Below are 26180 nucleotides of genomic sequence, written 5' to 3' on the forward strand. Positions count from 1 at the left end.
CGGAGAGCGGCGCCATCTTTCCCCGGTGCCTGAACAGCCATTCGGCAGGCCCGCCACGCCAGTCCCAACCGGCGTCGGCGGGTCTTTTTTGTATTTGGTAGGCTTTTAGCGCAGTTTTGCCCGATCAGCAGCCCTTGCCGCCATTCGCCCAGCGTTTGACGTCGGTTGCGATGCGCCCGGAGATGGCTTCGTTCATAACGGGGCCGAAAGCGTCGAGCTTTGCCGGGTTGCCTTCTGCCTGAATAACCAGCATCGGGCGCGATTCCGGGCTGTTGCGCGGTACGAGCAGAATGCGCGGACGGCCCGAGAAGGAGTTGAGTTCGGGCGCCAGGCGATAGGCCTTGAAGGCCGGATCGCCCGATTTGAACCAGCAAGCATTGGCGCCAAGCGCGATGCGCTCCATCGTCGGTAATGCCGCACGGGATGCGGAGGACGATGCCGGTTGCGGCTTGGGCTGGCACGCAGCAAGCGCTGCTGCGGCGAGAAGCAATCCAGCGGCCTTCGGGGCGTGGGAACGGAGCAGGCGTTTCATCGCGTCATCCAAGGTAAGGGCCAAAAACTGGAGCCATAAAAAGCATCATCGGGAAGAGGGCAGGCGGGGATGGCCCGCCCGCTTGTCAGGCTGCGATAACGCCAAGCGCCGAGGCGAAGAGGCCACGGCCGTCATTGCCGCCATGGGCAGCTTCGATCAGGTTTTCCGGGTGCGGCATCATGCCGAGAACGTTGCCCTTGGCGTTGATGACGCCGGCAATGTCGTTCAGCGAGCCGTTCGGATTGGTGCCATCTGCATAACGGAAAACGACCTGACCGTTGTCTTCGACGGACTTAAGCTCATCCGTATCGAGGAAATAGTTGCCATCGTGGTGGGCGACGGGGCAGCGCAGAACCTGGCCCTTGTCATAGGCGCGGGTGAATTCGGTGTCGTTGTTGACGACTTCGAGTTTCACTTCGCGGCAGACGAATTTCAGTGAGGCGTTGCGCATCAGCGCGCCCGGCAGCATGCCCGCTTCGACCAAAATCTGGAAGCCGTTGCAGACGCCGAGAACCTTGACGCCCTGCTCAGCCTTTTCGCGAATGGCCTGCATGACCGGCATGCGTGCAGCAATTGCGCCGCAACGCAGATAGTCGCCATAGGAAAAGCCGCCCGGAATGACGATCAGGTCGACATCCGGGATAGTCGTCTCCGTCTGCCAGATGGTGACGGGCGCCTTGCCGGAGATTTTCGTGAGTGCCGCGATCATGTCGCGATCGCGGTTGAGGCCGGGAAGTTGGACGACAGCGGATTTCATGGTCGGCGGCTCCTGCGGCTTTAGAGAATGGCGATAGAATAGTTTTCGATAACCGTATTGGCCAGGAGCTTTTCGCACATCGCCTTCAGGTCGGTCTCGGCCTTGGCCTTGTCTGCACCTTCCAGTTCCAGATCGAAGACCTTGCCCTGACGGACATGGCCGACGCCACCGAAACCGAGGCTGCCGAGTGCGCCTTCGATTGCCTTGCCCTGCGGATCGAGAACGCCGTTCTTCAGCGTAACAGTCACCCGTGCCTTGATCACCTGATCTTCTCCTGATTTTACCTTGCTAGGCCGATATTATTTCACGAGGCCGAAATTACTTTACCAGGACAGGGCCGGTGCCGCGGATCGGTTCGTTTTCATTGATGATGCCGAGACGGCGTGCCACTTCGGAATAGGCTTCCACGAGGCCGCCCATGTCGCGGCGGAACAGGTCCTTGTCCATTTTTTTCTGGGTCTCGATGTCCCACAGGCGGCAGCTGTCGGGCGAAATCTCGTCGGCGAGGATGATGCGCATCATGTCGCCTTCAAACAGGCGGCCGCATTCGATCTTGAAGTCGACCAGCTGGATGCCGACGCCCAAGAACAGGCCGGACAGGAAGTCGTTGACACGGATCGCCAGCGCCATGATGTCGTCAAGCTCGGCAGGGTTGGCCCAGCCGAAGGCCGTGATGTGCTCTTCGGAGACCATCGGGTCTTCCAGCTCGTCGGACTTGTAGTAGAACTCGATGATGGAGCGCGGCAGAACCACGCCTTCATCGATGCCGAGTCGCTTCGACAGCGAGCCGGCGGCGACATTGCGCACGACGATCTCGAGCGGGATCATCTCGACTTCCTTGATCAACTGCTCGCGCATGTTGAGGCGGCGGATGAAGTGTGTGGGAATGCCGATCTTGTTCAGATGCGTGAAGACATATTCACAAATCCGGTTGTTCAACACACCTTTGCCGTCGATGACTTCGTGTTTTTTCTTGTTGAAGGCAGTCGCATCGTCCTTGAAGAACTGGATAAGCGTGCCTGGCTCCGGACCTTCGTAGAGGATCTTGGCCTTGCCTTCGTAAATACGGCGGCGACGGTTCATAATGGCAGGTCTCTTGGTTCACGCCGATTCTGGTGGCGTTGCGTTTCTGTCTTTGAGCGGTCCCATAAAGGAAAAGAGTGCATTCTACAATGCGGCTCGCATATCTTCCCTTCAATTCTTGTGTCGGGCGGAAGAATGTTGCCCGGCCGAAAATCGACCGGCTTCAGCGGCTGGCCACGATGGTCAGGGCTCGTTCACCTTGAGGCGGCTCAGGAACTGGGCAAATACCATGCCACCCTCGGGCCAGGGGCCATGGCCAGACTCGGCGTTGATATGGCCGGACATGCCTGCATCCACCAACATCGCACCCCAGGCGGCGGCAATATCGTCGGCATGTTCGTAGGATCCGAAGGGATCGTTGCGGCTGGCAATTGTGATTGCCGGAAACGGCAATGGATCGCGCGGATAGGGACCGAAGGTCATCAGATGTTTCGGCCTGATATCGGGATTGGCGACATCCGGTGGCGCCACCAGAAGCGCGCCTGCAACCTTCTTGCCGATTTCCGGAAGGGCGTGGATGACGGTCGGCACACCCAGCGAATGGGCGACGATGACAACGGGCTTGGTCGAGGCGTTAACTTCTTCCACCAGCCGCGCGATCCAGTCTTCCTTCACCGGTTTTGACCATTCAGCCTGCTCGACGCGGCGCGCTGTCGAAAGCTTGCGCTCCCAGCGTGTCTGCCAGTGGTCAGGACCGGAATTGGTGTAACCCGGTACGATGAGAATATCTGCTTCTGAAACTTTCATGGGCCCATATCTGTGGTTTCATGCCGTCGCGATCAAGGTCGCGACGGCATTAACTTCGGGAGCCTCGCCTCAGGCGTTGCCGAAGACGCGGGCGAAGATCGTGTCGACATGCTTGGTGTGGTAACCGAGGTCGAATTTTTCGCGGATGACGCTTTCGGGAAGGGCGGCGCGCACTTCCTCGTCGCCCAGCAGTTCCTCAAGGAAATCCGCACCCTGTTCCCAGACCCTCATGGCGTTGCGCTGCACCAGACGGTAGGCGTCCTCGCGGGAAACGCCGGCCTGCGTCAGCGCCAGAAGAACGCGCTGCGAGTGCACGAGGCCGCGGAACTTGTTCATGTTCTTCAGCATGTTGTCGGGATAGATCACCAGCTTTTCGATGACGCCGGCAAGGCGGTTCAGCGCAAAATCGAGGGTGACTGTGGTGTCGGGGCCGATGGCGCGCTCCACGGAGGAGTGGCTGATGTCACGCTCATGCCAGAGCGCCACGTTTTCAAGCGCGGGAACGACCGACATGCGCACCAGGCGGGCAAGGCCCGTGAGGTTTTCGGTGAGAACCGGGTTACGCTTGTGCGGCATCGCCGACGAACCCTTCTGGCCGGGCGAGAAGAACTCTTCCGCTTCCAGAACCTCGGTGCGCTGCATGTGGCGGATTTCGATGGCGACGTTTTCGATCGACGAGGCGATGACGCCGAGGATGGCGAAGAACATGGCGTGGCGGTCACGCGGGATGACCTGCGTGGAGACCGGCTCGGGCACGAGGCCGAGCTTTGCGCAGACATGTTCCTCGACGCGCGGATCGATATTGGCGAAGGTGCCGACAGCACCGGAGATCGCGCCCGTGGCGATTTCCGCGCGCGCATTGACGAGACGCTCGCGGTTGCGATGCATCTCGGCGTAGAAGCGGGCGAAGGTCAGGCCCATCGTGGTCGGCTCGGCGTGGATGCCGTGGCTGCGGCCGATGCGTACCGTGTTCTTGTGTTCGAAAGCGCGGGTCTTGAGCGCAGCCAGCACGCGGTCCATATCGGCCAGCAGCAGATCGGCGGCGCGGACGAGCTGGATGTTGAGGGTTGTGTCAAGCACGTCGGACGAGGTCATGCCCTGGTGGATGAAGCGGCTGTCGGGACCGACGAATTCCGCAAGGTGGGTCAGGAAGGCGATGACGTCGTGTTTGGTGACGGCCTCGATCTCGTCGATACGGGCGACGTCGAAAGTCGCGCTGCCGCCTTTTTCCCAGATGGTCTGTGCGGCCGATTTCGGAATGACGCCGAGCTCGGCCAGCGCGTCACAGGCATGCGCCTCGATCTCGAACCAGATGCGGAATTTTGTTTCCGGCGACCAGATGGCGACCATTTCCGGCCGGGAGTAACGAGGGATCATGGCAATGACTTTCTTTGTGGAGGAATTTTGCTGCCCGTTTAGCAAAGTGTTCCGCGAATCTCAATCTATCAAGCCTTCGCATCGGCTCGATGCGTACATTCAAAATGCTAGAGCGTCCGGTGTACGTCCGAACGGACGCGTGGCGCTCTGTGCGCACGGCGGCAAAGGATGGCGCCTGCCAGCGCAAGCGGAATGGCGGCAAACGGAAAATAGAGGCCGAGGCCGAGAATGCAGAACTGGTAGATCGCGCCAAGCGAGGTGAAAAATTGCTGGAAAAACCAGATGCGGGAAAATGCCGGCGCGTGCCATTGCGCATAAAAGATGCGGTACTGGAGCGCGAAAAATGCCGCCGCGACCGCGATCGTGAAAAAAGCGATGGCAAGGCAGCTTGCCGCAAAACGCAGCGGCAGGCTGGTGGATGCGGGCAGGAAGCGCAAGGCAACCATGGCCAGCGGCCAGCCCAGGAGACCGCCGAAGAAGAACAGCACGGCGATATCGGCGGCATGGTCGGTTTCCAGCCGGTTGCGGAGATAGAGGCCGAGGGTAGCGGTGGCTGCCGAGATGGCGGCCCAGACAAGCGGAGCGAGGAGCGAAAACAGCGCTGCCGGGATGACGTCGTGGAAATTCCGCCTGTCGCTGTTCATCAAAGCCCCCACCCAAACGTCCTGCCGTCCCGTCTCCGGTGTATCCGGCTGCTGTGGCGGGTCAGGACCGGGCGGCTTCCGACACCGAGCGCAACAACGAAACCGTCTTGCGATAGTCTGCGACACCATCGCCCTTGAAGACGGCCGAACCGGCCACGAGTGCGTTGGCACCGGCTGCGACGATGGCGCCGGCTGTCTCCGCCGTCACGCCGCCGTCCACTTCAAGTTCGATCGGCCGGTCGCCGATCATGGCCTTTGCCGCACGGATCTTGTCGAGCATGGCCGGAATGAATTTCTGTCCACCGAAACCGGGATTGACGCTCATGATCAGCACGAGATCGACATCGTCAAGCACGTTTTCGATGACCGAAAGCGGCGTGGCGGGGTTGAGCGTCACGCCGGCCTTCCTGCCGAGCGTGCGGATGGTCTGGAGTGAGCGATGGAGATGCGGGCCTGCCTCCGCATGGACGGTAATGCCGTCGCAGCCGGCCTTGGCGAAGGCTTCGAGGTAGGGATCGACGGGGGCAATCATCAGGTGGCAGTCGAAAAAGGCATTGCTGTGCGGGCGGAGCGCCTTGATGACGTCAGGACCGAACGAGATGTTTGGCACGAAATGGCCGTCCATGACATCGAGGTGGATCCAGTCTGCGCCCGCTTCCGTCACATCGGCGACTTCCTGTCCCAGCTTGGCGAAATTGGACGCCAGAATGGACGGTGCGATCCGGATGGGCAGGGACATGGGGCAAACTCCTCTCGACGCGTTGCGTAAGCTGCCTTTAGCATCAAGTATCAGGGTTTGAAACGGCTTGTCGCGCGGTTGCCGCCGGTTTTCAGCCGCGGCTTACTGAATTTCCAGCGATACCGGCTTCACCTATTGTCTTTCGGCCTTGTCCGCCTGTTCGAAACGCTGGCCGTTCCAGCGCTGCAGGCGATAGGGATTGTCTGCAAGTTCATGCGAAGGGTTGAAAGCGATATCGCCGAGCACGGTTTTGAAGACGGTGCCGTTCGCCAGTATCTCCGGTGCGGGTTTCCCTTGGGATTGGGCTGCTTCGGCAAGCGCCGCAGTCAGTTCCGCAGCCGCATAGGAGGGCAGGACGTAACCTTCCGGCTCGATATTGGCGGCACGCAATTCGCCGGCGACGGCCTGTGCCGAAGGCAATGTGTCATAGGCCGGGCGCGTGACCGCTAGCACATTTGCCGCAAGTGGCACGGGGTTGTTTGCCGCATTCATGGCGTCGCCGCTCATGATGGTGAGCGGAATGTTTTCGGAGCCGGCGTCTCTGGCGACAATCGCGACGTCGTTGCGTTCCGCGCCGATGAACACATGGGTGATGCCGGTGCGCCCCAGCCGGCGCACAAGCGCCACCTGTTGCTCCTGTGCCGGGCGCAGCGTATCGGTGAGTGTCGGTTTCAGCCCGTTCTCCTCCAGCGCCGAACGGATGCGATCTACCAGATCGCGACTGAAGATCGTGCCATCATCCACGAGGCCAATGGAATGTCCCTTCCAGTCGCGCAGGATGATTTCTGCGGCCCGGTCCGATTCGGCCTTGTCCGATGGCGCTAGGCGGAAAAGCGGCCAGCTATATTTCAGAGCGTCTTCCATCAGGATCGGGGCACGGCTGGAAAGCGTGATTGCTGGAATGGCGGCTGACTTCAGAGGCGGCAGAACGCCCTGAAGCGTTTCCGTGCACAAAAAACCGATTGCCGCGCTGACTTTGGCGGCCACGAGACCATCGGCAATCGCGCCGCCGCTGCCGTCTTCGCAGCTTTCATGGATTTCGACGACATCTAGCCCGAGCTTGGCGGCCGCGGCCTTCGCGCCCTGCCTGACCTGTTGCCCCAGCAGTTCGTATGGGCCGTTCTGTGGGGCAACGATGCCGATCGACGCCGCGCATGCTGAGCCCGCAAAGGCAAAACCGGCGATGATCGTTAGCAGGCGAAGTGAAAGCATGACGTGCGCGAAATCCTGTTGTCCCGGTTTGATGTTTATCGGCAACAACTGGTTTTCCAAAGGAAAAATCGCTGATACCCATCATAATCGCACATCATCGTTCACTGCACGGCCGTTTTGATCGCAACTCATCCAATTTGAAACAACAGTCTGCAATTGCGCGTTATGGTTGTATATATTCAATGTGATCGCGCGCGATTGTTTTTTGCCGAGATTCATCTTTTTTAAGGTCGGCAATTCACTCTGTAATTTCATAAGAGCGGAAGTACTGCTCGTCATGGTTTAGAGCATTTTTACTTTATAAAACTGTAACATGCAGTGCGTATAAGCACAGTTTTATAAGGGCGGGTTTGCGATTTTGCCTTTTATAGTGCACCCCAATAAAATGCACATTTTATTTCCACTAATCTAATTTATTGATATAAAAAGAGAATATACATATTTCCCTGCGCTTTATTTGTGCTTTGCCATGTTTTTTTCGCATTTGCGAGAAGATCTGCTTGACGAAAAGTAAATGGTTAGATTAGATATAGGTGTTTCAGGGGACGACTGAAATTGGCTGTAACAAGCCTCGGAAGTGTTCCGAACTTAAGCACTGCCAAACTATATTACATTCTATATTCTATTATTTTCATTACGTATAAACCGCTTCGGGCAACCGGGGCGGTTTTTTATGTGATGCTAATTTAAGCAATTTTAAATTGCATTCAAAACGCTTCCCGAAAAGATATTCTTCCAGCATTGGGTTTTCCGAAAGCAAATCGCGCAGGAGCGTCGCGTCTGTCGAAGGCGAGGCCTGTTTGTAGTAAAGCTCAAGACGCCGTTGAGTGCCGCGAAAAGCCCACGCCGGTCAGCGCTGATGCCGCTTCCGTCCGCTAGCGGCTCTATTTCGTCAGAGCAGCCAGCGCGTCTTTTGCAAAGGCAGAGATGGGTTCGGGAAGGTTATCGGGGTCGAACCAGCCGATATCGGAAAGCTTGTCCGGTTCTGTCAGTACCGGCTCACCCTGCGTGTCGCGGGTGACGAAGATCAGCGAGACCCAATGGTGCCGGTCTGCGACATTGATATATTCGCTATGACAGAGAAATTCGACCTTGCCGATTGTCAGCCCGGTCTCTTCTTCAGCTTCTCGCCGTGCTGCGGCGAGGGATGATTCAAGGTGATCGACTTTGCCGCCCGGAATATTCCAGTATCCGGCTTCCGGCGCTTTCAAGCGCCGGCATAAAAGCAGGCGGCCATCACGCAATATGGCAAGCCCAACGCCGACGCCTGGAAAATCTTGTCCTGGCTTGATCGTCGGCGTCATGCGTATTGTTTCCTGCGTCAGGCCGTCGGGGCTCAGCCCTTGGCGTTGGCCACGATCAGCATGAAAGCGGGAATGTCATCGCCGAAACCAACAGGCGTCGGGCCATCGTCATGGTCACGGTAATGGCGGCGACGGTCGCGGTTGTCGTCATTGGCGTGCAGCGGGTTCAGGTTGCGGCTGTTGCGCTCGGAATTGCGCGGGGTCTTTTCCGGTCTGCGTTCTGCCTTCACCTTGTCTTCTCCGTGAGCCGCGATGTCCGTATCCACAGTGGTGGATTGTGCACCCTGATTGATGTTTTCTACCGGCGATGCAGGTGCATCGCGACGGTTTCTGTCGCGGCCTCTGCCGCCACGTTCCTTGGTGCCCCGGCGGCCGGTATTGCTTTCAAAGCTTTCCATGGGCGCGGGGAGGGAGGACAGGTCACCGTTCAGCCATTCGACCTTCTCGGTGATCAGCTTTTCGATCGCGTCGAGATATTTCGCATCGCTCTTGGTGACGAGGGTGAATGCCTTGCCCGAACGGCCAGCACGACCGGTACGGCCAATGCGGTGGACATAGTCTTCGGCATGAATGGGAACGTCGAAGTTGAAGACGTGGCTGACATCGGGAATATCAAGACCGCGGGCTGCAACGTCGGAAGCGACCAGCAGCGTCAGCTGACCGTCCCGGAAGTTCTGCAGCATGGTCGTGCGCGAACGCTGGTCCATGTCGCCATGCAGCGCGCCAACGGAAAAGCCGTGACGATCCAGCGAACGGAAGAGGTCGGCAACGTCCTTTTTGCGATTGCAGAAAATGATCGCGTTCTTGAGTTCGGCTTCTTCGGCACGGACGAGATCGCGCAGGACAGCGCGCTTCTCATAGTCCTTGTTGTGCGAAGCGACGATGCGCTGGGTAACGGTCTTCGCCGTGGAGGAGGGCTTGGCAACCTCGATACGGGTCGGGTTCTGCAGGAACCTGTCGGCAAGCTTCTGGATTTCCGGCGGCATGGTGGCCGAGAAGAACAGGGTTTGCCGGGTAAAGGGAATCATCTTGGCGATGCGTTCGATATCGGGAATGAAGCCCATATCCAGCATGCGGTCGGCTTCATCGATCACGAGGATTTCAACGCCGGTCATCAGGAGCTTGCCACGCTCGCAATGGTCGAGAAGGCGGCCGGGCGTGCAGATGAGAACATCGGCGCCGCGCTCAAGCTTGCGGTCCTGATCTTCAAAAGAAACGCCACCAATCAGAAGGGCGACGTTCAGCTTGTGATTCTTGCCGTATTTCTCGAAGTTTTCGGCTACCTGAGCCGCCAGTTCGCGGGTCGGCTCGAGGATCAGCGTGCGCGGCATTCTGGCGCGTGCGCGGCCTTTTTCCAGCAGCGTGAGCATCGGCAGAACGAAGGATGCGGTTTTCCCCGTGCCGGTCTGTGCGATACCGCAGATATCACGCTTTTCGAGAGCGGGCGGAATTGCGCCAGCCTGAATGGGTGTCGGCGTCGTGTAGCCGGCATCTGCAATAGCGGAAAGAACTTTTTGGCTCAGGCCAAGATCAGAGAATGTTGTCAAAGGAAGAACTTTTTCCGTTCTGGTTCGGTAAGAATACCTGCGTGCCGCTGCGACACTTGCAAAGACTTGGCGCGGGGATATGCCCAAATTGCCAGAAAGTCAAGGAAACAACCGGAAATGCGCGCGAAACGGCGAGAGGTTGGCGAGGCTTTTGAGCCTTGGACGCGGTTTCGGGCGATTTATCGCAAAAAGGGCGAAAAAAGCGTTAAAATCGGACTGCTATTTGAGATAGGTTTTAAGCTCGGCCCCGGCGACCAGAAACCGCATCGGATCAACAGGCGTGTCGTTGCGGCGGACCTCGTAATGTACGTGCGGACCGGTGGAGCGGCCGGTGCTGCCAGCACGGCCAACGATGTCGCCGGCCTCCACCTTGTCGCCGGCTTTGACCAGAATGGTGGAGAGATGGCCGAATCGCGTCGATACGCCCTGGCCGTGATCGATCTCGACCATATTGCCGTAGCCGCCGGAGTTTTCCGCAACCGTCACCTTTCCAGCGCCCGTCGCCTTGACGTCGGCGCCTGTTTCGGCGCGAAAATCGATGCCGGTATGTAAGGCAGGCCGTCCAAGGAACGGGTCGAGCCGGTTTCCGAATCGGCTGGTGATCGCCCTGCCGGGGGCCGGATTGCCGAAGGGCAGGGCGGTTGCGGTTTCCTTGACGATATCCAGCCGGTTGAGCGCATTGTCTAGATTGGTCAGAGACATATTGAAGGGATCGGTTTCATTCCCCTGCGGATCCGCATAGGGGCCGCCGACACCGTCCGTGCCACTTTCGTCGATTTTCAGACCCGCCTGCCGGATGATATCCTGCATCGCGCTTGCCTTGTCCTCGGCGTCGCTGGTCAGTCTGGCGATCCGTGATATCTGCTGGCGTTCGATATCCTTCAGCGACAGCGTTACCTTGGAAAACACGCGGTCAGCGCGGTCGGAAGGCGTTTCGCCGTTTTCGGGCACATAGGACGCCCGCTTGTCGGTTCCGGCTGCCTTTTCCGGCTGCGATGGGCGGGGCGCCATCAGATTTTCTATGGCAGAGAGACCACCTGTCAGATCGGCGCGTTTTTCCGGCGCCATCGCGTTCGAGAGCGAGGAAGGCGCGGTTGGAATGGGGGCCGTGGCCGTGGAGGCGGCGATGCCGGAATTTTCCGCGCGCTCCAGCAATTCGCTCATGCGACCGTGTCTGGACGTGAGTGCCGCCTGCTGTTGCAGCAGCTTTTCCACTTTCTTTTCAACCACCTGCTGGTCGAGCAATTGTCTTGAGGTAACGCGGTCCACCTGCGCCCTCAGCGCGGCGATACGGTCTTCGTAATCGTGCTGCATGCGGGTCTGGCGCGCCATGGTCGCGCCGATCAGGTCGTCACGCAGGATGAGATAGCCGGTGGCGCCCAGATAACCGAGCGAGAAAAGGCCGATCGTGCAGCCGGCAAGCGCCGTCATCCACGGCCGGATCGTCATGTGCCGGACCTTGTCACCGCTTGCCAGCACCAGAACGTGCTGCTGCCGCTTTTTGCCGAATACCCGGTTTTCCGCTGTATCAGTCAAAATCTCTCTCCGGACTGGCCGATTTCTCACAGGAAATCATACTTCGTTAAGGTTAACGAAGTTTTGCACCATGCGCCGGGCTGCGGGCGTCAGCTGCTGTTGCTCACAGCGGTGAGGGAGCGGTAAAAGGATGGCGTCAACCCGGCTTCGGCGCGGGCGAGGTCGTTGAAGGGCGGTTTCAGCGGTCCCCGGAAATTGGCACGTACCAGTTGCCTGAAGGTTGCTGCCGGGTCCTTCTTTTCGCGGGCGCACAGGAAGCGAAACCATTTGGCGCCGATGGCGACATGGCCCTTTTCGTCATTGTAGATGACATCGAGAACGGCGGCGCTTTCAAGGTCTCCGGTTTCGCGCATCTTCGCCTGCAGGGAGGGCGTCACGTCCAGTCCGCGCGCCTCGAGGATGAGCGGCACGACTGCGAGCCGCGCGGTGAGGTCGTTGCGGGTTGAATTCGCCGCCTGCCAGAGCCCGTCATGGGCGGGCAGATCGCCGTAATCCGCGCCGAGGTTTCGCAGCCTTTCCCGCACCAGCCGGAAATGTTTCGCCTCCTCGAAGGCAACCTGCATCCAGCCGTTGAAAAAGGAATGCGGCACCGGCTCGCTGGCATAACGGGCGACGATGTCGAGCGCGAGGTCAACGGCGTTCAGCTCGATGTGGGCGATGGCGTGCAGCAGCGCTATGCGACCCTTGACGCTGTGGAGGGAGCGGCGCTCCACGGCGGTCGGCGGAACGAGTTCCGGTTTATCCGGCCTGCCCGGACGTTCGGGCAGGGGTGGATCTAGGGGGGAGCGCAGCGACAGGCGGCGCTCGAACCATCGTGTCGCCGTTTCCTGCGCCAGTGCGGTTTTTCTGTCGAGATCGGCGCAGGCAATCGCCTCGGTGGCGCCGCCGCGCAGCGAGATGATCCTGAAGGTGGGCGTCACGACAGGGGCGTTTCTCAGAGCTTCCGTGCGGCGTCGAGAACGGCCTGTGCGTGGCCCGGAACCTTCACCTTGTTCCAGATTTCCGCGACCGTACCGTCAGGTGCTACGAGGACGGTGGTGCGTTCGACACCCATGTATTTTTTGCCATACATGCTTTTTTCCTTCCAGACGCCGTAGGCCTCAAGAGCCTTCCGTTCCTCGTCGGCGGCCAGCATCACCGAAAGCTTGTGTTTTGCAGCAAACTTGTCGTGGCTTTTGACGCTATCAGGGGAAATGCCGATGACGACAGTATTGGCGGCCTCGAATTCCGCGCCAAGGGCACTGAAATCTATCGCTTCGGCGGTGCAGCCGGATGTGTCGTCCTTCGGGTAGAAATAGAGAACGACCGCCTTGCCTCGCAGGCCGGACAATGTCACCGTTCCTTCACCGTTGCGGGGCAAAGTAAAATCCGGGGCAGGGCTGCCAATCGTCAGTTCTGTCATAATCATCTTTCTTTCGCCGGGATGTTGAGTGAAAGTCGCCACATTCGATATATAGCGAAACCGGGCGTCGTCCAGTGTTGAGGCGAAACAAAAGCTATTCAGGGGCAAACACGGGCGTATGGCTGAAGTAAGGGGTGAAAAGGTCAAGTTCAGCAAGCGCGATATCGTTGCGCTGCATGATCTTCCTTCGGCGCAGGCCGAAGATCCTCTCATCGTGCATTGCCCGGCGCCGCGCTCCATGGCGCGTGCTCTCATCAAGATTTTCGCTGCTCTTTTCGTACTGGCCTTCTTGTCCATCGGCGGCATCATTGTCTCCGTCGAAACCGGATCGATCGACAATGCCCTTTCCAGCCAGGCGCAGCAGGCGCTCGAACGGGCGCTCGGACCCCACTACAGCGCGCGAATCGGTTCGTCCGCCATCAGGTTCTCGACCGGGCTGCGGCTTGCGCTGGTGGCCGAGGATGTGGATATCGTCGAGAAGGAATCCGGCCAGCATTTGAGCCGGGCAAGGGCTATCGGCATGGCGCTCGATCCGCTAGCGCTTTTGACCGGACGCGTCTCCGTGCAAAGCCTCGAGGCCGACGGGATGGAACTCGATACGGCCCTTTTGCCCAAGGGTAACGGTTTCGATCTCGCCAGCATCCGGCTGGACGCGGTGCCGCAGCAGTTGCAGGCGGCGTTTTCCCAGCTAGACAAATTGGCGCAGGCGTTTTTAAGCAGCGGAACCGAGGAAATCGATATTTCCAGCGTCTCGATCCACTTGCCACCGAGCGAAGCCGGCAAGCCACGCGTCGTTGAAGTGCGCGAGCTTTCGTTGACCCCTGACCAGCAGGGCGGATATTCGCTTGAGGGTGAAACGCTGTTTAACGGCGAAATCGCCAGCCTGTCGCTAAAGACATCGGGATCAGGCGGTGTGATCGACGGTTTCGACGCGCGCATCGACGGTTTCGACATCGGTCCTTTTCTGGAAAAATTCGATCCTGAAGGCAATCTTCATGAGGGGCTGAACGTCAAGACCGGTGTCAGCATCCTCGCCCGGCGTTCCATGCCCGGACATGAGCCGCGGCTGGAAATCTCACTCGGCATGGGCAATGGAATGCTTCTTATCGGCGGCGAGGCTCAACCCTTCACTGCCGGCACCGTCAACGCGCGCTACGATTTTCAGAAAAGCAGTCTTGTCATTGGGAATTCGCGGATCGACCTTGGGCGAACGGCTATTCCGGTCACTGGGGAAATCACGGATACCCAAGAGGGCTTCGGTCTTTCGCTGCGGATCGACAATGCGGTTGCTTCGGCTGAAGCCTCTGGCGAAGAACCCGTTCCTTTCAGCTTGAAGGCGGACGGGCAATTCAATGTCGCGACCAGGCAGCTCGAGGTTCCCTCGCTATACGTTACCGGCCCTCTTGGAGACATGGCAGGCTCGCTGAAAATCCGCTTCGGCCAGGGCTCGCCTGAAATCAGTTTCGCCGGACAGATTCCCAAGATGGAGGCCACGGCGGTTAAGCAGCTTTGGCCGTTCTGGATGGCGCACAAGCCGCGCGAGTGGGTGGTGTCCAATCTTTATGGCGGCACGGTCACAAACGGCTCGATTGCGATCTTCATTCCGCAGGGACGGATGTGCGGTCCCGGTTGCCCGCTGGTGCTGGGCGAGAGCGAAATGCAGATCCGCTTCGATATCGACGGTACGCGTCTCAATACCACCGGAGACATTCCGCCGCTGCGCGACGTTGATGCGCATTTCAATCTCGTCGGCAGCCGGATGAATGTCGATCTCAAGAACGCGACATCCTATTTCGCCTCCAATCGGTCGCTTGCGCTGGAGGACAGCCGGTTCTCCATGTCCGACGTCTATGCAAAGCCCCTGCTTGGAAATCTCGAGTTGAACGTTTCGGGCTCGGCCGATGCCGTGGCGGAGCTTGCGACGCTGAAGCCTATCAATGCGCTCAAGGATACGCAGTTCAAGCCGGATGACTTCACCGGCGACGTGACGGCGAATGCAAAGCTGACCGTCGGCATGCTTTCCAGCCAAAATCCACCGCCGCCGGTGTGGACGGCCGATCTAGATCTGAAGAACCTGTCGCTGACAAAGCCGTTTGCCGGCCGCAAGGTGACCGCGCTTGACGGTTTCATGTCCATCAACGACCGGCAGCTCAAGCTTGAAGGCAAGGGCCGGGTGGACGATGTGCCGATGTCTATCGAGATGACGGAGCCGGTGCGCAAGAATAGCGACGTTGCTCCAACGCTATCGCTGAAAGCAACCCTGAACGAGACGCAGGTCGCCAAGCTTGCACCGGAACTTTCCACGGTTCTTGGCGGCACGACCGTTGTGGAAATCGATGGCGCGGATACGAAAAGTCAGGAGATACAGCTCGATCTGGCGAAGGCGTCTATCATTCTGCCGGGGCTTGGATGGAGCAAGGGCGTCGGTATTCCGGCAAAAGCGACCTTTACCCTGGAAACCAGCGATGGCCGCACGACGATCAGTGATTTCTCCCTAACCGGGGACGGCTTCGGCGCTGCCGGAGATGTCACCTTCACCAAGAACGGGCTGATTTCGGCCGATCTCAGCCGCGTGCAATTGTCACCTTCCGACAATTACGCCGTCGCCGTCACTGCCTCCAAAAACGGATACAGCATCAACGCTTCGGGAAAATCTGCCGATCTCCGGCCTTTCCTCTCAAAGCTTCGCAGTTCCTCAGGGGCAGGTGATGGCACATCGCGTTCGCAGCCGTCCCTTGCCATCAAGGCGCAACTCGACAAGGTCTACGGCTTTAATGACGAGATCCTTTCCAATGTCAGTGCCGATGTCAGTGTGCGTGACGGCAAGGTCCGTTCGGTTGATTTTCGCGGCGTCACAGGCAGGGGCCAGGCGGTTGTGGCTCAGACGACCAATCGCGGCGCGACGGGAACCGTGACGCTTACCAGCAGCGACGCCGGTTCTCTTGCCCGTTTCACCAATATCTACACCCGCATTCGCGGTGGTCTTCTCAATCTCGCACTCTCGACCGTCAACGGCAGCGACTGGAGCGGCTCGCTCGATCTGCGCAATTTCGCCGTCGTCAACGAAGCGAAGCTTCAGGATATCGTCGCCACGCCGACGGGCGATGACGGCCGGAGCCTCAACACGGCGGTCCGCCGCAATATCGATGTCAGCTCGGAGAAATTCCAGCGCGGTTTTGCCCGGCTCGTTTACGTCAACGGCTCGGTTGCGGTGGAAAACGGCGTGGTGCGCGGCGAACAGATCGGTGCGACCTTCCAGGGCCTGCTGAAAGACCAGAACGGCCGTATGGACATGACCGGCACCTTCATGCCCGCCTATGGCCTGAACCGGCTGTTCGGCGAGCTGCCCTTTATCGGCATCTTCCTCGGCAACGGCCGCGACCGGGGGCTGCTCGGCATCACCTTCAAGCTTTCCGGCCAGACGGACCAGCCGAAGCTGACTATAAACCCGCTGTCGCTGATAGCGCCCGGCGTCTTCAGGCAGATTTTCGAGTTTCAATAAAAAGGGCCGCTTCCGCGGCCCTTTATCTGATGATTTGCGCGGGTGTTACGCCGGGCGAACGAGAACGTGCTTCTTCTTGCCAACCGAAAGCTTGATGATGCCATCGCCGGTGATCTCGGCGGAACCGATCATCTGGCGATCGTCGGATACGCCCTTGTCGTTGATCTTTACCGCGCCGCCCTGAACGTGACGGCGGGCTTCGCCATTCGAGCCGGCAAGGCCAGCGCGGACGATGAGCGACAGGACGCCAACGCCGGCATCGAGTTCGGATGCCGGAACCTCGATGGAGGGCAGGTTTTCAGCAAGCGCGCCTTCCTCGAAAGTCTTGCGCGCCGTTTCGGCTGCTTCTTCGGCAGCGGCACGGCCATGCAGGATAGCCGTGACTTCGGTCGCGAGGATTTTCTTCGCCTCGTTGATCTCAGATCCGCCAAGGGCGGCGATGCGTGCGATCTCATCCATCGGCAGCGTGGTGAAGAGCTTCGCGAACCGAACCACGTCCGCGTCTTCCGTGTTGCGCCAGTATTGCCAGAAATCATAGACCGGCAGCAGGTCCTTGTTGAGCCAGACGGCACCAGACGCGGACTTGCCCATCTTCGCACCCGAAGAGGTGGTCAAAAGCGGGGAGGTCAGCGCATAGAGCTGCGGTGTCCCCATGCGGTGACCGAGGTCGATGCCGTTGATGATGTTGCCCCACTGGTCAGAGCCGCCCATCTGCAGGCGGCAGCCGGTACGCTGGTTCAGCTCCACGAAATCGTAGGCCTGGAGGATCATGTAATTGAATTCGAGGAAGGACAGCGACTGCTCGCGGTCGAGGCGCGTCTTCACGCTGTCGAAGGACAGCATGCGGTTGACCGAGAAGTGGCGGCCGACGTCGCGCAGGAATTCGAGGTAGTTGAGCCCACGCAGCCAGTCGGCATTGTTGATCATCAGCGCCGGATTTTCCGCGCGATCGTAATCGAGGTAGTTGGCGAAGACGTGCTTGAGCGAGGTGATGTTGTCCTCGATCATGTCGATCGTCATCAGCTTGCGGGCCTCCTCCTTGAAGGAGGGATCGCCGACCATGCCGGTGCCGCCGCCCATCAGCGAAATCGGCTGGTGACCGGTCTTCTGCATCCAGTGCAGCATCATGATCTGGGTGAGGTGGCCGACATGCAGGCTGGAGGCCGTCGGGTCATAGCCGATATAGGCGGTCACGGTTTCCTTGGCGAACAGTTCGTCGAGACCCGACTCGTCGGAGATCTGGTGAATGAAGCCGCGCTCATCGAGCGTGCGGAGGAAATCGGACTTGAACCTGGACATAACCTTTTTCTTTCTGGTTGGACCTTTGCCGTCATTGTCTGTCAATGAACGCGGGGGGCTTTACCATTGTTTTTTGAAAAGTGCACCCGTTTCGGCCATGAATAACGGCGATTCATCTCCGCATGATTCGATATTGAAAGGGAGCAGCGCGTGGGCGAGGTCAAAACGGCAATCGGGCTGATGAGCGGGACGTCGATGGACGGCATCGATATCGCCCTGTTGCGCACGGATGGCGAAAACGTGGTCCGGCATGGGCCGAGCGGTTATTTCCCCTATGATCCGGGCCTGCGCGCCACGTGGCAGAAGGCGCTGGTTACGGCCAAAGCCATTCGCGAACGGCGCGAGCGTCCGGGTGACCTCGCGGATGCGGAACGCAAGCTGACGCTTGCCCATGCGGCGGCAGTCAAATCCTTCCTCCACCGCCACCGGCTTGAAGCCAGCGATATAGACGTGATCGGTTTTCATGGCCAGACGGTGCTGCATCGGCCGGATGAGGCGTTGACCGTGCAGATCGGCGACGGCGCACTTCTGGCCGAGGAAACCGGTATCGATGTGGTTTACGACATGCGCGCCAACGACATGGTGCATGGCGGGCAGGGCGCACCGCTCATTCCTGCGTACCACATGGCGCTCTCCGCCAATCTGCCTGATGGCTTCGAAACGCCCGCCGTCTTCGTCAATATCGGCGGCATATCCAATCTCACCTATATCGGCGAGGGAGGGCGGCTTGCGGCTTTCGACAGCGGTCCCGGCAATATGCTGATCGACCAGTGGATCGAGGCGCATACGGGCAAAGCCTTCGACAAGGGCGGCAGGACGGCGGCGGGCGGCAGCGTCGTTGCCTCGCTGGTCACGCGCTACATGGAAAGCCCGTTCTTCTCGGCCAATATCCGCCGCTCGCTTGACCGCAGCGATTTCGTGCCGCCGCAAAAGGGCGAGGTTTCGCTGGCGGACGGCGCACGCACGCTGTCGCATCTGACGGGTGCCGCAATCCTCAAATCGGCGAGCTATCTGCCGGAAGCGGCTAAGACCTATGTGATCTGCGGCGGCGGGCGGCTCAATCCTGTTATCATGGAAGAGTTTGCGAGCCTTGCTGCCAAGCAGGGTGCGCGGGTAATCGCGGCGGAAGAGGCGGGGTTCGACGGCGGGGCAATGGAGGCGGAGGCCTGGGCCTATCTGGCGGTGCGATCGCTGAAGGGGCTGCCGCTAACCTATCCGGGGACGACCGGTGTGAATGAGCCGGTTACGGGTGGGGTTTTGGTCAGGGCGTAAATAGACGATGGCGGGCTTGGCTCCTCCCCTCTGCCCTGCCGGTCAGAGGGGGTGAGCCAAGCCCGCCGTCGATCATTGTAGGTAGATCAACACTGACCTAAGCTGCGCTCCTAAATCACCGAATGCGCTTCGCCGCCGGTTCCGGAACCAGTTCGCCATTCAGGCGGCGGTCGAGGTAGTCCTCGCATTCGCTCATCAGCTCATCAACCTTGCCGTTGAAGAAGTGGTTGGCGCCGGGAAGGGTGCGGTGGGTGATGAGGATGCCCTTCTGGGTCTTCAGCTTTTCGACCAGACCGTTGACGTCCTTTTCAGGCGCGACCTTGTCGGCGTCGCCATTGATGATGAGGCCGGAAGACGGGCAGGGGGCGAGGAAAGAGAAGTCGTAGGTGTTGGGCTGCGGCGCAATCGACATGAAACCTTCGATTTCCGGGCGACGCATCAGAAGCTGCATGCCGATCCAGGCGCCGAAGGAATAACCGGCGACCCAGCAGCTTTTCGAATCGGGATGCAGGCTCTGCACCCAGTCGAGAGCGGACGCGGCATCGGAAAGCTCGCCGGCGCCATGGTCAAACTCGCCCTGGCTGCGGCCGATGGAGCGGAAGTTGAACCGGAGCGTCGTGAAACCGCGCTTCTGGAAAAGATAGAAGAGCTGATAAACGATCTGGTTGTTCATCGTGCCGCCGAACTGCGGGTGCGGATGAAGGATGATCGCTATCGGCGCGCTCTTTTCCTTGGAGGGTTGATAACGGCCTTCGAGGCGACCCGCAGGGCCGTTAAAAATGACTTCGGGCATTGGTACTCCGGTCGTGTTTTTTCATTCTCCAACCGCATTCTTCCGACGAGAAGACTTGACGAACTGTGTCATCTTTTCTAGAACGCAGTTTAGAATAATTCGAAACTTTGCGTGTGCTTAAGCACTCGGACCGTGTCATAAGGCAAGCGCAACTGTAATTTCAAGAAAAATGCGTTTTGGCGCATGGAAGATTGAGCGAAGCTTTTCCGCGATGACGGTTTTGACGCGCACATATATGGACTGGAACGCCACGGCGCCGCTTTTGCCTGCCGTGCGGGATGCTCTTGTCCGCGCTCTCGATATCACGGGTAATCCGTCCTCCGTACACCGGGAAGGGCGCGCAGCCCGTGCGGCCGTCGAGGCCGCGCGTCGTGACGTTGCTGTGGTCTGCGGCGCCCAGGCGTCACATGTGACCTTTACGAGCGGTGCGACCGAAGCGGCCAATCTGGTGCTTTCGCCTGAATTCAAGATGGGGCGCGCTCCCGTGCGCCATGGTCGTCTTTACGTTTCGGCGATCGAACACCCGGCTTTTCGTGAAGGAGGCCGGTTCGGCAAGGCTGACGTTACGGAAATTCCCGTTACGTCAACGGGTGTCATCGATCTTGCGGCCCTTGAGGCGCTGCTGTCAGCGCACGACAAGTCCACTGGTCTGCCGATGGTCGCCTGCATGCTGGTCAATAATGAGACCGGCATTCTTCAGCCGGTGGCTGAAGCGGCGCGGCTTGCACATGCAGCTGGGGGATTGATGGTCGTCGATGCCGTGCAGGCTGCCGGCCGCGTTCCGCTCGATATCAATGCATTGGAGGCCGATTTCCTTGTGATCTCGTCCCACAAGCTTGGTGGCCCGAAGGGTGCTGGGGCGCTGGTGTCCCGCGGCGAGGTGATGATGCCGAAGCCGCTGATCCATGGTGGTGGCCAGGAAAAGGGACATCGTTCCGGTACTGAAAATACCCTGTCGGTCATCGGTTTCGGTGCCGCCGCCGCTATTGCTGCGCAAAACCTCGAGACCGAAGCGACGCGTCTTGCAGCGCTGCGCGCAAGGCTGGAAGACGGCATGCGGGCAGTCGCGCCTGACGTGATCATCTACGGTGAGGACGTCGGCCGTGTCGGCAATACCACGTTTTTCACCTTGCCCGGTTTGAAGGCGGAAACGGGCCAGATTGCATTCGATATCGAAGGCATTGCGCTCTCGGCCGGTTCGGCCTGCTCGTCCGGCAAGGTGGGTGAAAGCCATGTGCTGACGGCGATGGGACGCGATCCCAAGCTTGGCGCACTCAGGATTTCGCTTGGTCATGCGACTGATGAGGCGGATATCGAGCGCGCGCTCGCAGCCTTTACGAAAATTGCCGGGCGGCGCAGGCTGACCGGTCAGGCCGCTTAAAATGCGGCAAAGAATTGCGGAATAGCAATTTTCCGCTTGCCGGGATGTGTGAAAAGCGCCATCCCGCACTTACATGGGTATAAGCTCCGCCCCGTTTATACGGGCCCGGATTATTTGCCCGAAGATGGATGAAGGCGGCTATCCGCCTTGATACGTTGACAAGCCACCGGACCTTGGCTCCGGCGAGATTGGAGAACGACATGGCAGCGGTTCAGGAAACGATCGATCAGGTTCGCCAGATCGATGTGGACCAGTATAAATACGGCTTCGAAACCGAAATTGAAGTCGACAAGGCCCCGAAGGGCCTTTCGGAAGAGGTGATCCGCTTCATCTCGGCCAAGAAGCAGGAGCCGGAATGGATGCTGGAATGGCGTCTTGAGGCTTACAAGCGCTGGCTGACGATGGAAGAGCCGACATGGGCGCGCGTCAGCTACCCCAAGATCGACTTCAACGATCTCTATTATTATGCCGCACCGAAAAGCACGCCCGGCCCCAAGTCGCTGGACGAAGTCGATCCGGAGCTGCTGAAGGTTTACGAGAAGCTGGGCATTCCGCTGAAGGAACAGGAAATCCTGGCCGGCGTGGAAAACCGTCGTGTGGCCGTGGATGCCGTGTTCGACAGCGTCTCCGTTGTCACCACCTTCAAGGCGGAACTAGCAAAGGCCGGCGTGATCTTCATGTCGATCTCCGAAGCCGTGCGCGAATATCCTGATCTGGTGAAGAAATATCTCGGCTCGGTCGTGCCGCAGACGGACAATTTCTACGCAACGCTGAACTCGGCCGTCTTTACCGATGGTTCCTTCGTGTTCGTGCCGAAAGGCGTTCGTTGCCCGATGGAGCTTTCCACCTATTTCCGCATCAACGAAAAGAACACCGGCCAGTTCGAGCGCACGCTGATCATCGCTGAAGAGGGCGCCTACGTCTCCTATCTGGAAGGCTGCACGGCACCTCAGCGCGACGAGAACCAGCTTCACGCCGCCGTGGTGGAACTCGTGGCACTCGACGATGCCGAAATCAAATATTCCACAGTCCAGAACTGGTATCCGGGCGACAAGGACGGCAAGGGCGGCATCTACAACTTCGTGACCAAGCGCGGCGATTGCCGTGGCAACCGTTCGAAGATTTCGTGGACGCAGGTTGAAACCGGTTCTGCCATCACCTGGAAATACCCGTCCTGCATTTTGCGCGGCGACGACAGCCGTGGCGAATTCTATTCGATTGCGGTTTCCAACGGCCATCAGCAGATCGACAGTGGCACCAAGATGATCCATCTCGGCAAGAACACGTCTAGCCGCATCATCGCCAAGGGCATTGCCGCCGGTTTCTCGGAAAACGTCTATCGCGGGCAGGTCTCGGCTCACCGCAAGGCGACCAACACGCGCAACTTCACGCAGTGCGACTCGCTTCTGATCGGTGACAAGTGCGGCGCGCATACCGTGCCCTATATCGAGGCGAAGAACTCGTCTGCTCATTTCGAGCATGAGGCGACGACGTCGAAGATTTCCGAAGACCAGCTGTTCTATTGCCTGCAGCGCGGCATTCCCGAGGAGTCGGCCATCGCACTGATCGTCAACGGCTTCGTGAAGGATGTCATCCAGCAGCTGCCGATGGAGTTTGCGGTTGAAGCGCAGAAGCTGATCGGCATTTCGCTGGAAGGTTCGGTCGGCTGATCGTCATACGAATACGCACTTTGAGTGCGCGGTTTCGCGCACCTTCGCTCACACTATTCTTAGGATAAAACCATGCTTGAAATCATCGACCTGCACGCAAAGATCGCCGATACCGAAACCGAGATCATCAAGGGCCTCAACCTTAAGGTTGCTGCCGGTGAAGTTGCGGCCATCATGGGCCCGAACGGTTCCGGCAAATCGACGCTGTCCTACATCCTGTCGGGCCGCGAAGACTATGAAGTCACCTCCGGTGACATCCTCTATAACGGCGAAAGCATTCTGGAACTGGATGCCGCCGAGCGCGCTGCCAAGGGTATTTTCCTGGCCTTCCAGTATCCCGTCGAAATTCCGGGTGTTGCCACCATGCAGTTCCTCAAGGTTGCTATGAACGAGCAACGCAAGGCGCGCGGCGAGGCCGAGCTTACGACGCCGGACTTCATCCGTCGCGTCAAGGAAGCTGCCGGCGATCTGAAGATCGACATGGACATGCTGAAGCGTCCGCTGAACGTCGGTTTCTCCGGCGGTGAGAAGAAGCGCGCCGAAATCCTGCAGATGGCACTGCTGGAGCCGAAGCTCTGCGTTCTGGACGAAACCGATAGCGGCCTCGACATCGACGCGCTGAAGATTGTGGCTGATGGCGTCAATGCGCTGAAGTCGCCGGATCGCGCCACTGTCGTCATCACCCACTACCAGCGCCTGCTCGATTACATCGTGCCTGATAGCGTTCACGTTCTCTACAAGGGCAAGATCATCCGTTCGGGCGACAAGGCCCTGGCGCTGGAGCTGGAAAACAATGGTTACGCCGACATCATCGGTGAAGCGGCCTAAGCCAGAGGCCAGGAGGTGATGTCCATGAACATTCAAACGACCAATCGGCTGACGCCAGCGGAAACCGCGCTGATCGACGCCTATACCGCCAAGTTCAGCGAATTGCCGGGCAATGGTGCGGTTGTCGCCGCCCGTGACGTGCTGTTCGACGATCTGAAGACCGGCGGTCTTCCGACCCGCCGCATCGAGGCGTGGCACTATACCGATCTCAAGAGCCTGTTGCGTGCCATTCCCGAGGACCAGCCCGCACCTGTTATCGAAAAGCAGGCGTCTGTTGTCGCCGGCTCGTCCGTCGCCTACGTGCTGCATGGCACGGCCAATGTCGGCAAGATCGAAGATATCAGCGTTTCCAGCTTTGCCGAGAGCCTGCTTGACGGCTCGGCCGCCACAGGCCTTGCGGAAGCCAGCAAGGACGACGTGATCGGTCGTATCAACGGCAGCTTCGTGCGCGACGGCCTGACGCTCGACATTCCCGCCGATGCCGAGATCGAAAAGCCGATCGAATTGCAGGCGATCCATGGCGCAGGTCAGGTTCACAGCCGCTTCCCGGTGCGCTTCGGCAAGGGTTCGAAGGCGACCGTCATCGAGCGTCACCTTTCGGTGACTTCGGATGCCGCCCTGGTTTCCTCCGTCACCGACATCGTTGTCGAAGACGGTGCGGAAGTGACCTGGATCATCCTGCAGCAACAGGGCGCGGCCGATATTCATCTTGGCCAGCTGCGCATGAAAATCGGTGCGGACGCCAAGATTCGTCTGTTCGTCATCAATGCCGGCGGCAAGCTGGTGCGGCAGGAACTGCGCATCGACGTGGACGGCGAGGGTACTGACCTCATCGTTCGCGGCGTCAACCTGTTGGGCGGCGAAACCCATACCGACGTGACGATGGTTCTTGGCCACAACGTGCCGAACACGACCTCGACGGAAGTGTTCCGCAACGTGGTCTTCGACCGTGCAAAGGGCATTTTCCAGGGCATGATCCGGGTTGCCCCCGATGCCCAGAAGACCGATGCGAAGATGGCGTGCAATACGCTGCTGATGTCTGACGATGGCGAGTTCTCGGCAAAGCCGGAGCTTGAAATCTTCGCCGACGACGTTCAGTGCGGTCACGGTGCGACGGTTGCCGATATTGACGACAACCATCTCTATTATCTGATGGCGCGCGGCGTGCCGCGGGCAAAGGCGCGGGCGATGCTCGTCAACGCCTTCGTCGCTGAGATCGCCGAGGAACTGGAAGAAGAAAATCTGGTAGAGGCGTTGGAGACTATCATCTCCGGCTGGCTGGAACATCATGCCTGAGAGCGAACGCGCCGCATTGGCGGCCCCTTATGACGTTGAAGCCGTGCGGAAGGATTTCCCGATCCTGTCGCGCGAGGTCTATGGCAAGCCGCTGGTCTATCTCGACAACGGCGCGTCCGCTCAAAAACCGCAGGTGGTGATCGACGCCGTTTCGCATGCCTATTCCAATGAATATGCGAATGTGCACCGTGGCCTGCATTTCCTCTCCAATGCCGCAACCGACGCCTATGAGGCGGCGCGCGAAAAGGTGCGCCGTTTCCTGAATGCCGGTTCGGTGGACGAGATCGTCTTCACCAAATCCTCCACCGAGGCGATCAATACGGTTGCTTACGGTTACGGCATGCCAAAGATCGGCGAGGGCGACGAGATCGTCATCTCGATCATGGAACATCACTCCAACATCGTGCCGTGGCATTTCATTCGCGAGCGGCAGGGCGCAAAGCTCGTCTGGGTGCCTGTCGATGACGACGGCGCGTTCCATATCGAGGCTTTCGAAAAAAGCCTGACGGAGCGCACCAAGCTCGTTGCCATCACCCATATGTCGAATGCGCTGGGCACCATCGTGCCGGTCAAGGAAATCTGCCGCATCGCCCATGAGCGCGGCATTCCGGTGCTTGTCGATGGCTCTCAGGGCGCGGTTCACATGCCGGTCGACGTGCGCGATATCGATTGCGACTGGTACGTCATGACCGGCCACAAGCTTTACGGTCCCTCGGGCATCGGCGTGCTCTACGGCAAGGCTGACCGCCTGAGCGAGATGCGGCCGTTCCAGGGCGGCGGCGAGATGATCCTCGACGTGTCCGAAGACAATGTGACCTATAATGAGCCGCCGCATCGTTTCGAAGCGGGAACGCCACCCATCGTGCAGGCCATCGGTCTTGGCTATGCGCTTGATTATATGGACAATCTCGGCCGTGCCGCGATTGCAGCCCACGAGGCTGATCTTGCGGCCTATGCTGCCGAGCGGCTGCGCGAGGTCAACTCACTGCGAATCATCGGCAATGCGCCTGATAAGGGCGGTATCTTCTCCTTCGAACTCGAGGGCATCCATGCCCATGACGTGTCGATGGTGATAGACCGGCGCGGCGTTGCCGTGCGTGCCGGCACCCATTGTGCCATGCCGCTCTTGAAACGGTTCGGCGTCACCTCCACATGCCGGGCATCGTTCGGCCTTTACAATACCCGCGCCGAAGTAGATCGTCTTGTCGAGGCGCTTGATTATGCGCGCAAATTTTTCGCCTGATATCAGGATTGAGGTT

23 protein-coding genes are annotated in these 26180 nt (G+C 59.2%); 7 read left to right on the forward strand and 16 right to left on the reverse strand.

The window, feature by feature from the left end; translation table 11 throughout:
- Positions 1-124: 124 nt before the first annotated feature.
- The 14 genes from ACQZ63_RS17660 to ACQZ63_RS17725 all read right to left on the reverse strand — a co-directional run bounded on the left by ACQZ63_RS17660 (position 125) and on the right by ACQZ63_RS17725 (position 12880).
- Positions 125-532 (reverse strand): hypothetical protein, encoded by a 408-nt coding sequence (locus ACQZ63_RS17660; protein WP_019567095.1) that lies wholly within the window; start codon positions 530-532, stop codon positions 125-127.
- Positions 533-617: 85 nt separating this feature from the next.
- Positions 618-1289: a phosphoribosylformylglycinamidine synthase subunit PurQ gene (gene purQ / locus ACQZ63_RS17665; RefSeq protein WP_003516005.1), complete on the reverse strand. Its 672-nt coding sequence runs from the start codon at positions 1287-1289 to the stop codon at positions 618-620.
- Positions 1290-1309: 20 nt separating this feature from the next.
- On the reverse strand, positions 1310-1552 hold the full coding sequence (gene purS / locus ACQZ63_RS17670; RefSeq protein WP_003495372.1) for a phosphoribosylformylglycinamidine synthase subunit PurS: 243 nt from the start codon (positions 1550-1552) through the stop codon (positions 1310-1312).
- Between the two features lie 55 nt (positions 1553-1607).
- Positions 1608-2372 carry a phosphoribosylaminoimidazolesuccinocarboxamide synthase gene (purC, locus tag ACQZ63_RS17675; protein WP_003516002.1) on the reverse strand — a complete coding sequence of 255 codons (765 nt, stop codon included), beginning with the start codon at positions 2370-2372 and terminating at the stop codon, positions 1608-1610.
- 183 nt (positions 2373-2555) lie between these two features.
- A complete protein-coding gene (locus ACQZ63_RS17680) occupies positions 2556-3119 on the reverse strand; it encodes an alpha/beta hydrolase (RefSeq protein ID WP_003516000.1) in 564 nt (187 codons plus the stop codon).
- 69 nt (positions 3120-3188) lie between these two features.
- Entirely contained in the window at positions 3189-4496 is a 1308-nt protein-coding gene (gene purB / locus ACQZ63_RS17685; protein WP_025593893.1) for an adenylosuccinate lyase, read from the reverse strand.
- Between the two features lie 107 nt (positions 4497-4603).
- Positions 4604-5140 carry a hypothetical protein gene (locus tag ACQZ63_RS17690; RefSeq protein ID WP_013636387.1) on the reverse strand — a complete coding sequence of 179 codons (537 nt, stop codon included), beginning with the start codon at positions 5138-5140 and terminating at the stop codon, positions 4604-4606.
- Between the two features lie 61 nt (positions 5141-5201).
- Positions 5202-5879, reverse strand: a complete 678-nt coding sequence (gene rpe / locus ACQZ63_RS17695) for a ribulose-phosphate 3-epimerase (RefSeq protein WP_003515995.1) — start codon at positions 5877-5879, stop codon at positions 5202-5204.
- Positions 5880-6011: 132 nt separating this feature from the next.
- Positions 6012-7091, reverse strand: a complete 1080-nt coding sequence (locus tag ACQZ63_RS17700) for a branched-chain amino acid ABC transporter substrate-binding protein (RefSeq protein WP_050923875.1) — start codon at positions 7089-7091, stop codon at positions 6012-6014.
- A gap of 884 nt (positions 7092-7975) precedes the next feature.
- Complete coding sequence (locus tag ACQZ63_RS17705) at positions 7976-8395, reverse strand: NUDIX domain-containing protein (protein ID WP_003515990.1); 420 nt, start codon at positions 8393-8395, stop codon at positions 7976-7978.
- A 32-nt stretch (positions 8396-8427) separates the two neighbouring features.
- Positions 8428-9942: a DEAD/DEAH box helicase gene (locus ACQZ63_RS17710; RefSeq protein ID WP_019567097.1), complete on the reverse strand. Its 1515-nt coding sequence runs from the start codon at positions 9940-9942 to the stop codon at positions 8428-8430.
- Between the two features lie 219 nt (positions 9943-10161).
- Positions 10162-11478: a M23 family metallopeptidase gene (locus tag ACQZ63_RS17715; RefSeq protein ID WP_111782430.1), complete on the reverse strand. Its 1317-nt coding sequence runs from the start codon at positions 11476-11478 to the stop codon at positions 10162-10164.
- Between the two features lie 89 nt (positions 11479-11567).
- Positions 11568-12398, reverse strand: a complete 831-nt coding sequence (locus ACQZ63_RS17720; RefSeq protein WP_111782431.1) for a ferritin-like domain-containing protein — start codon at positions 12396-12398, stop codon at positions 11568-11570.
- Between the two features lie 14 nt (positions 12399-12412).
- Positions 12413-12880: a peroxiredoxin gene (locus ACQZ63_RS17725; protein ID WP_025593886.1), complete on the reverse strand. Its 468-nt coding sequence runs from the start codon at positions 12878-12880 to the stop codon at positions 12413-12415.
- A 118-nt stretch (positions 12881-12998) separates the two neighbouring features.
- Here ACQZ63_RS17725 and ACQZ63_RS17730 point away from each other — a divergent pair, with 118 nt between their 5' ends.
- Entirely contained in the window at positions 12999-16382 is a 3384-nt protein-coding gene (locus ACQZ63_RS17730; protein WP_111782432.1) for a YhdP family protein, read from the forward strand.
- Positions 16383-16427: 45 nt separating this feature from the next.
- Here ACQZ63_RS17730 and tyrS read toward each other — a convergent pair whose 3' ends face one another.
- On the reverse strand, positions 16428-17681 hold the full coding sequence (gene tyrS / locus ACQZ63_RS17735; RefSeq protein WP_003515978.1) for a tyrosine--tRNA ligase: 1254 nt from the start codon (positions 17679-17681) through the stop codon (positions 16428-16430).
- A gap of 150 nt (positions 17682-17831) precedes the next feature.
- Between tyrS and ACQZ63_RS17740 the strand changes: the two genes are divergently transcribed.
- Positions 17832-18953 (forward strand): anhydro-N-acetylmuramic acid kinase, encoded by a 1122-nt coding sequence (locus tag ACQZ63_RS17740; RefSeq protein ID WP_019567102.1) that lies wholly within the window; start codon positions 17832-17834, stop codon positions 18951-18953.
- A gap of 115 nt (positions 18954-19068) precedes the next feature.
- Here ACQZ63_RS17740 and ACQZ63_RS17745 read toward each other — a convergent pair whose 3' ends face one another.
- The gene (locus tag ACQZ63_RS17745) at positions 19069-19746 is read right to left on the reverse strand and encodes an alpha/beta hydrolase (protein ID WP_003507952.1); all 678 of its coding nucleotides are present in this window, start codon (positions 19744-19746) and stop codon (positions 19069-19071) included.
- 211 nt (positions 19747-19957) lie between these two features.
- On the opposite strand from ACQZ63_RS17745, the gene ACQZ63_RS17750 reads away from it, so the two are divergent.
- The 5 genes from ACQZ63_RS17750 (at position 19958) to ACQZ63_RS17770 (ending at position 26164) form a co-directional block, all read left to right on the forward strand.
- A complete protein-coding gene (locus ACQZ63_RS17750) occupies positions 19958-21127 on the forward strand; it encodes a cysteine desulfurase family protein (protein ID WP_113555991.1) in 1170 nt (389 codons plus the stop codon).
- A 200-nt stretch (positions 21128-21327) separates the two neighbouring features.
- Positions 21328-22797: a Fe-S cluster assembly protein SufB gene (sufB, locus tag ACQZ63_RS17755; RefSeq protein WP_003507956.1), complete on the forward strand. Its 1470-nt coding sequence runs from the start codon at positions 21328-21330 to the stop codon at positions 22795-22797.
- A gap of 72 nt (positions 22798-22869) precedes the next feature.
- A complete protein-coding gene (sufC, locus tag ACQZ63_RS17760) occupies positions 22870-23625 on the forward strand; it encodes a Fe-S cluster assembly ATPase SufC (RefSeq protein ID WP_003507958.1) in 756 nt (251 codons plus the stop codon).
- 24 nt (positions 23626-23649) lie between these two features.
- Positions 23650-24921 carry a Fe-S cluster assembly protein SufD gene (gene sufD, locus ACQZ63_RS17765; RefSeq protein ID WP_065661536.1) on the forward strand — a complete coding sequence of 424 codons (1272 nt, stop codon included), beginning with the start codon at positions 23650-23652 and terminating at the stop codon, positions 24919-24921.
- Positions 24914-26164, forward strand: a complete 1251-nt coding sequence (locus tag ACQZ63_RS17770; RefSeq protein WP_003515973.1) for a cysteine desulfurase — start codon at positions 24914-24916, stop codon at positions 26162-26164. The genes sufD and ACQZ63_RS17770 overlap by 8 nt, the downstream gene beginning before the upstream one ends.
- The last annotated feature ends 16 nt before the right edge of the window (positions 26165-26180 follow it).

Source organism: Agrobacterium sp. CG160-95 (assembly GCF_053521725.1).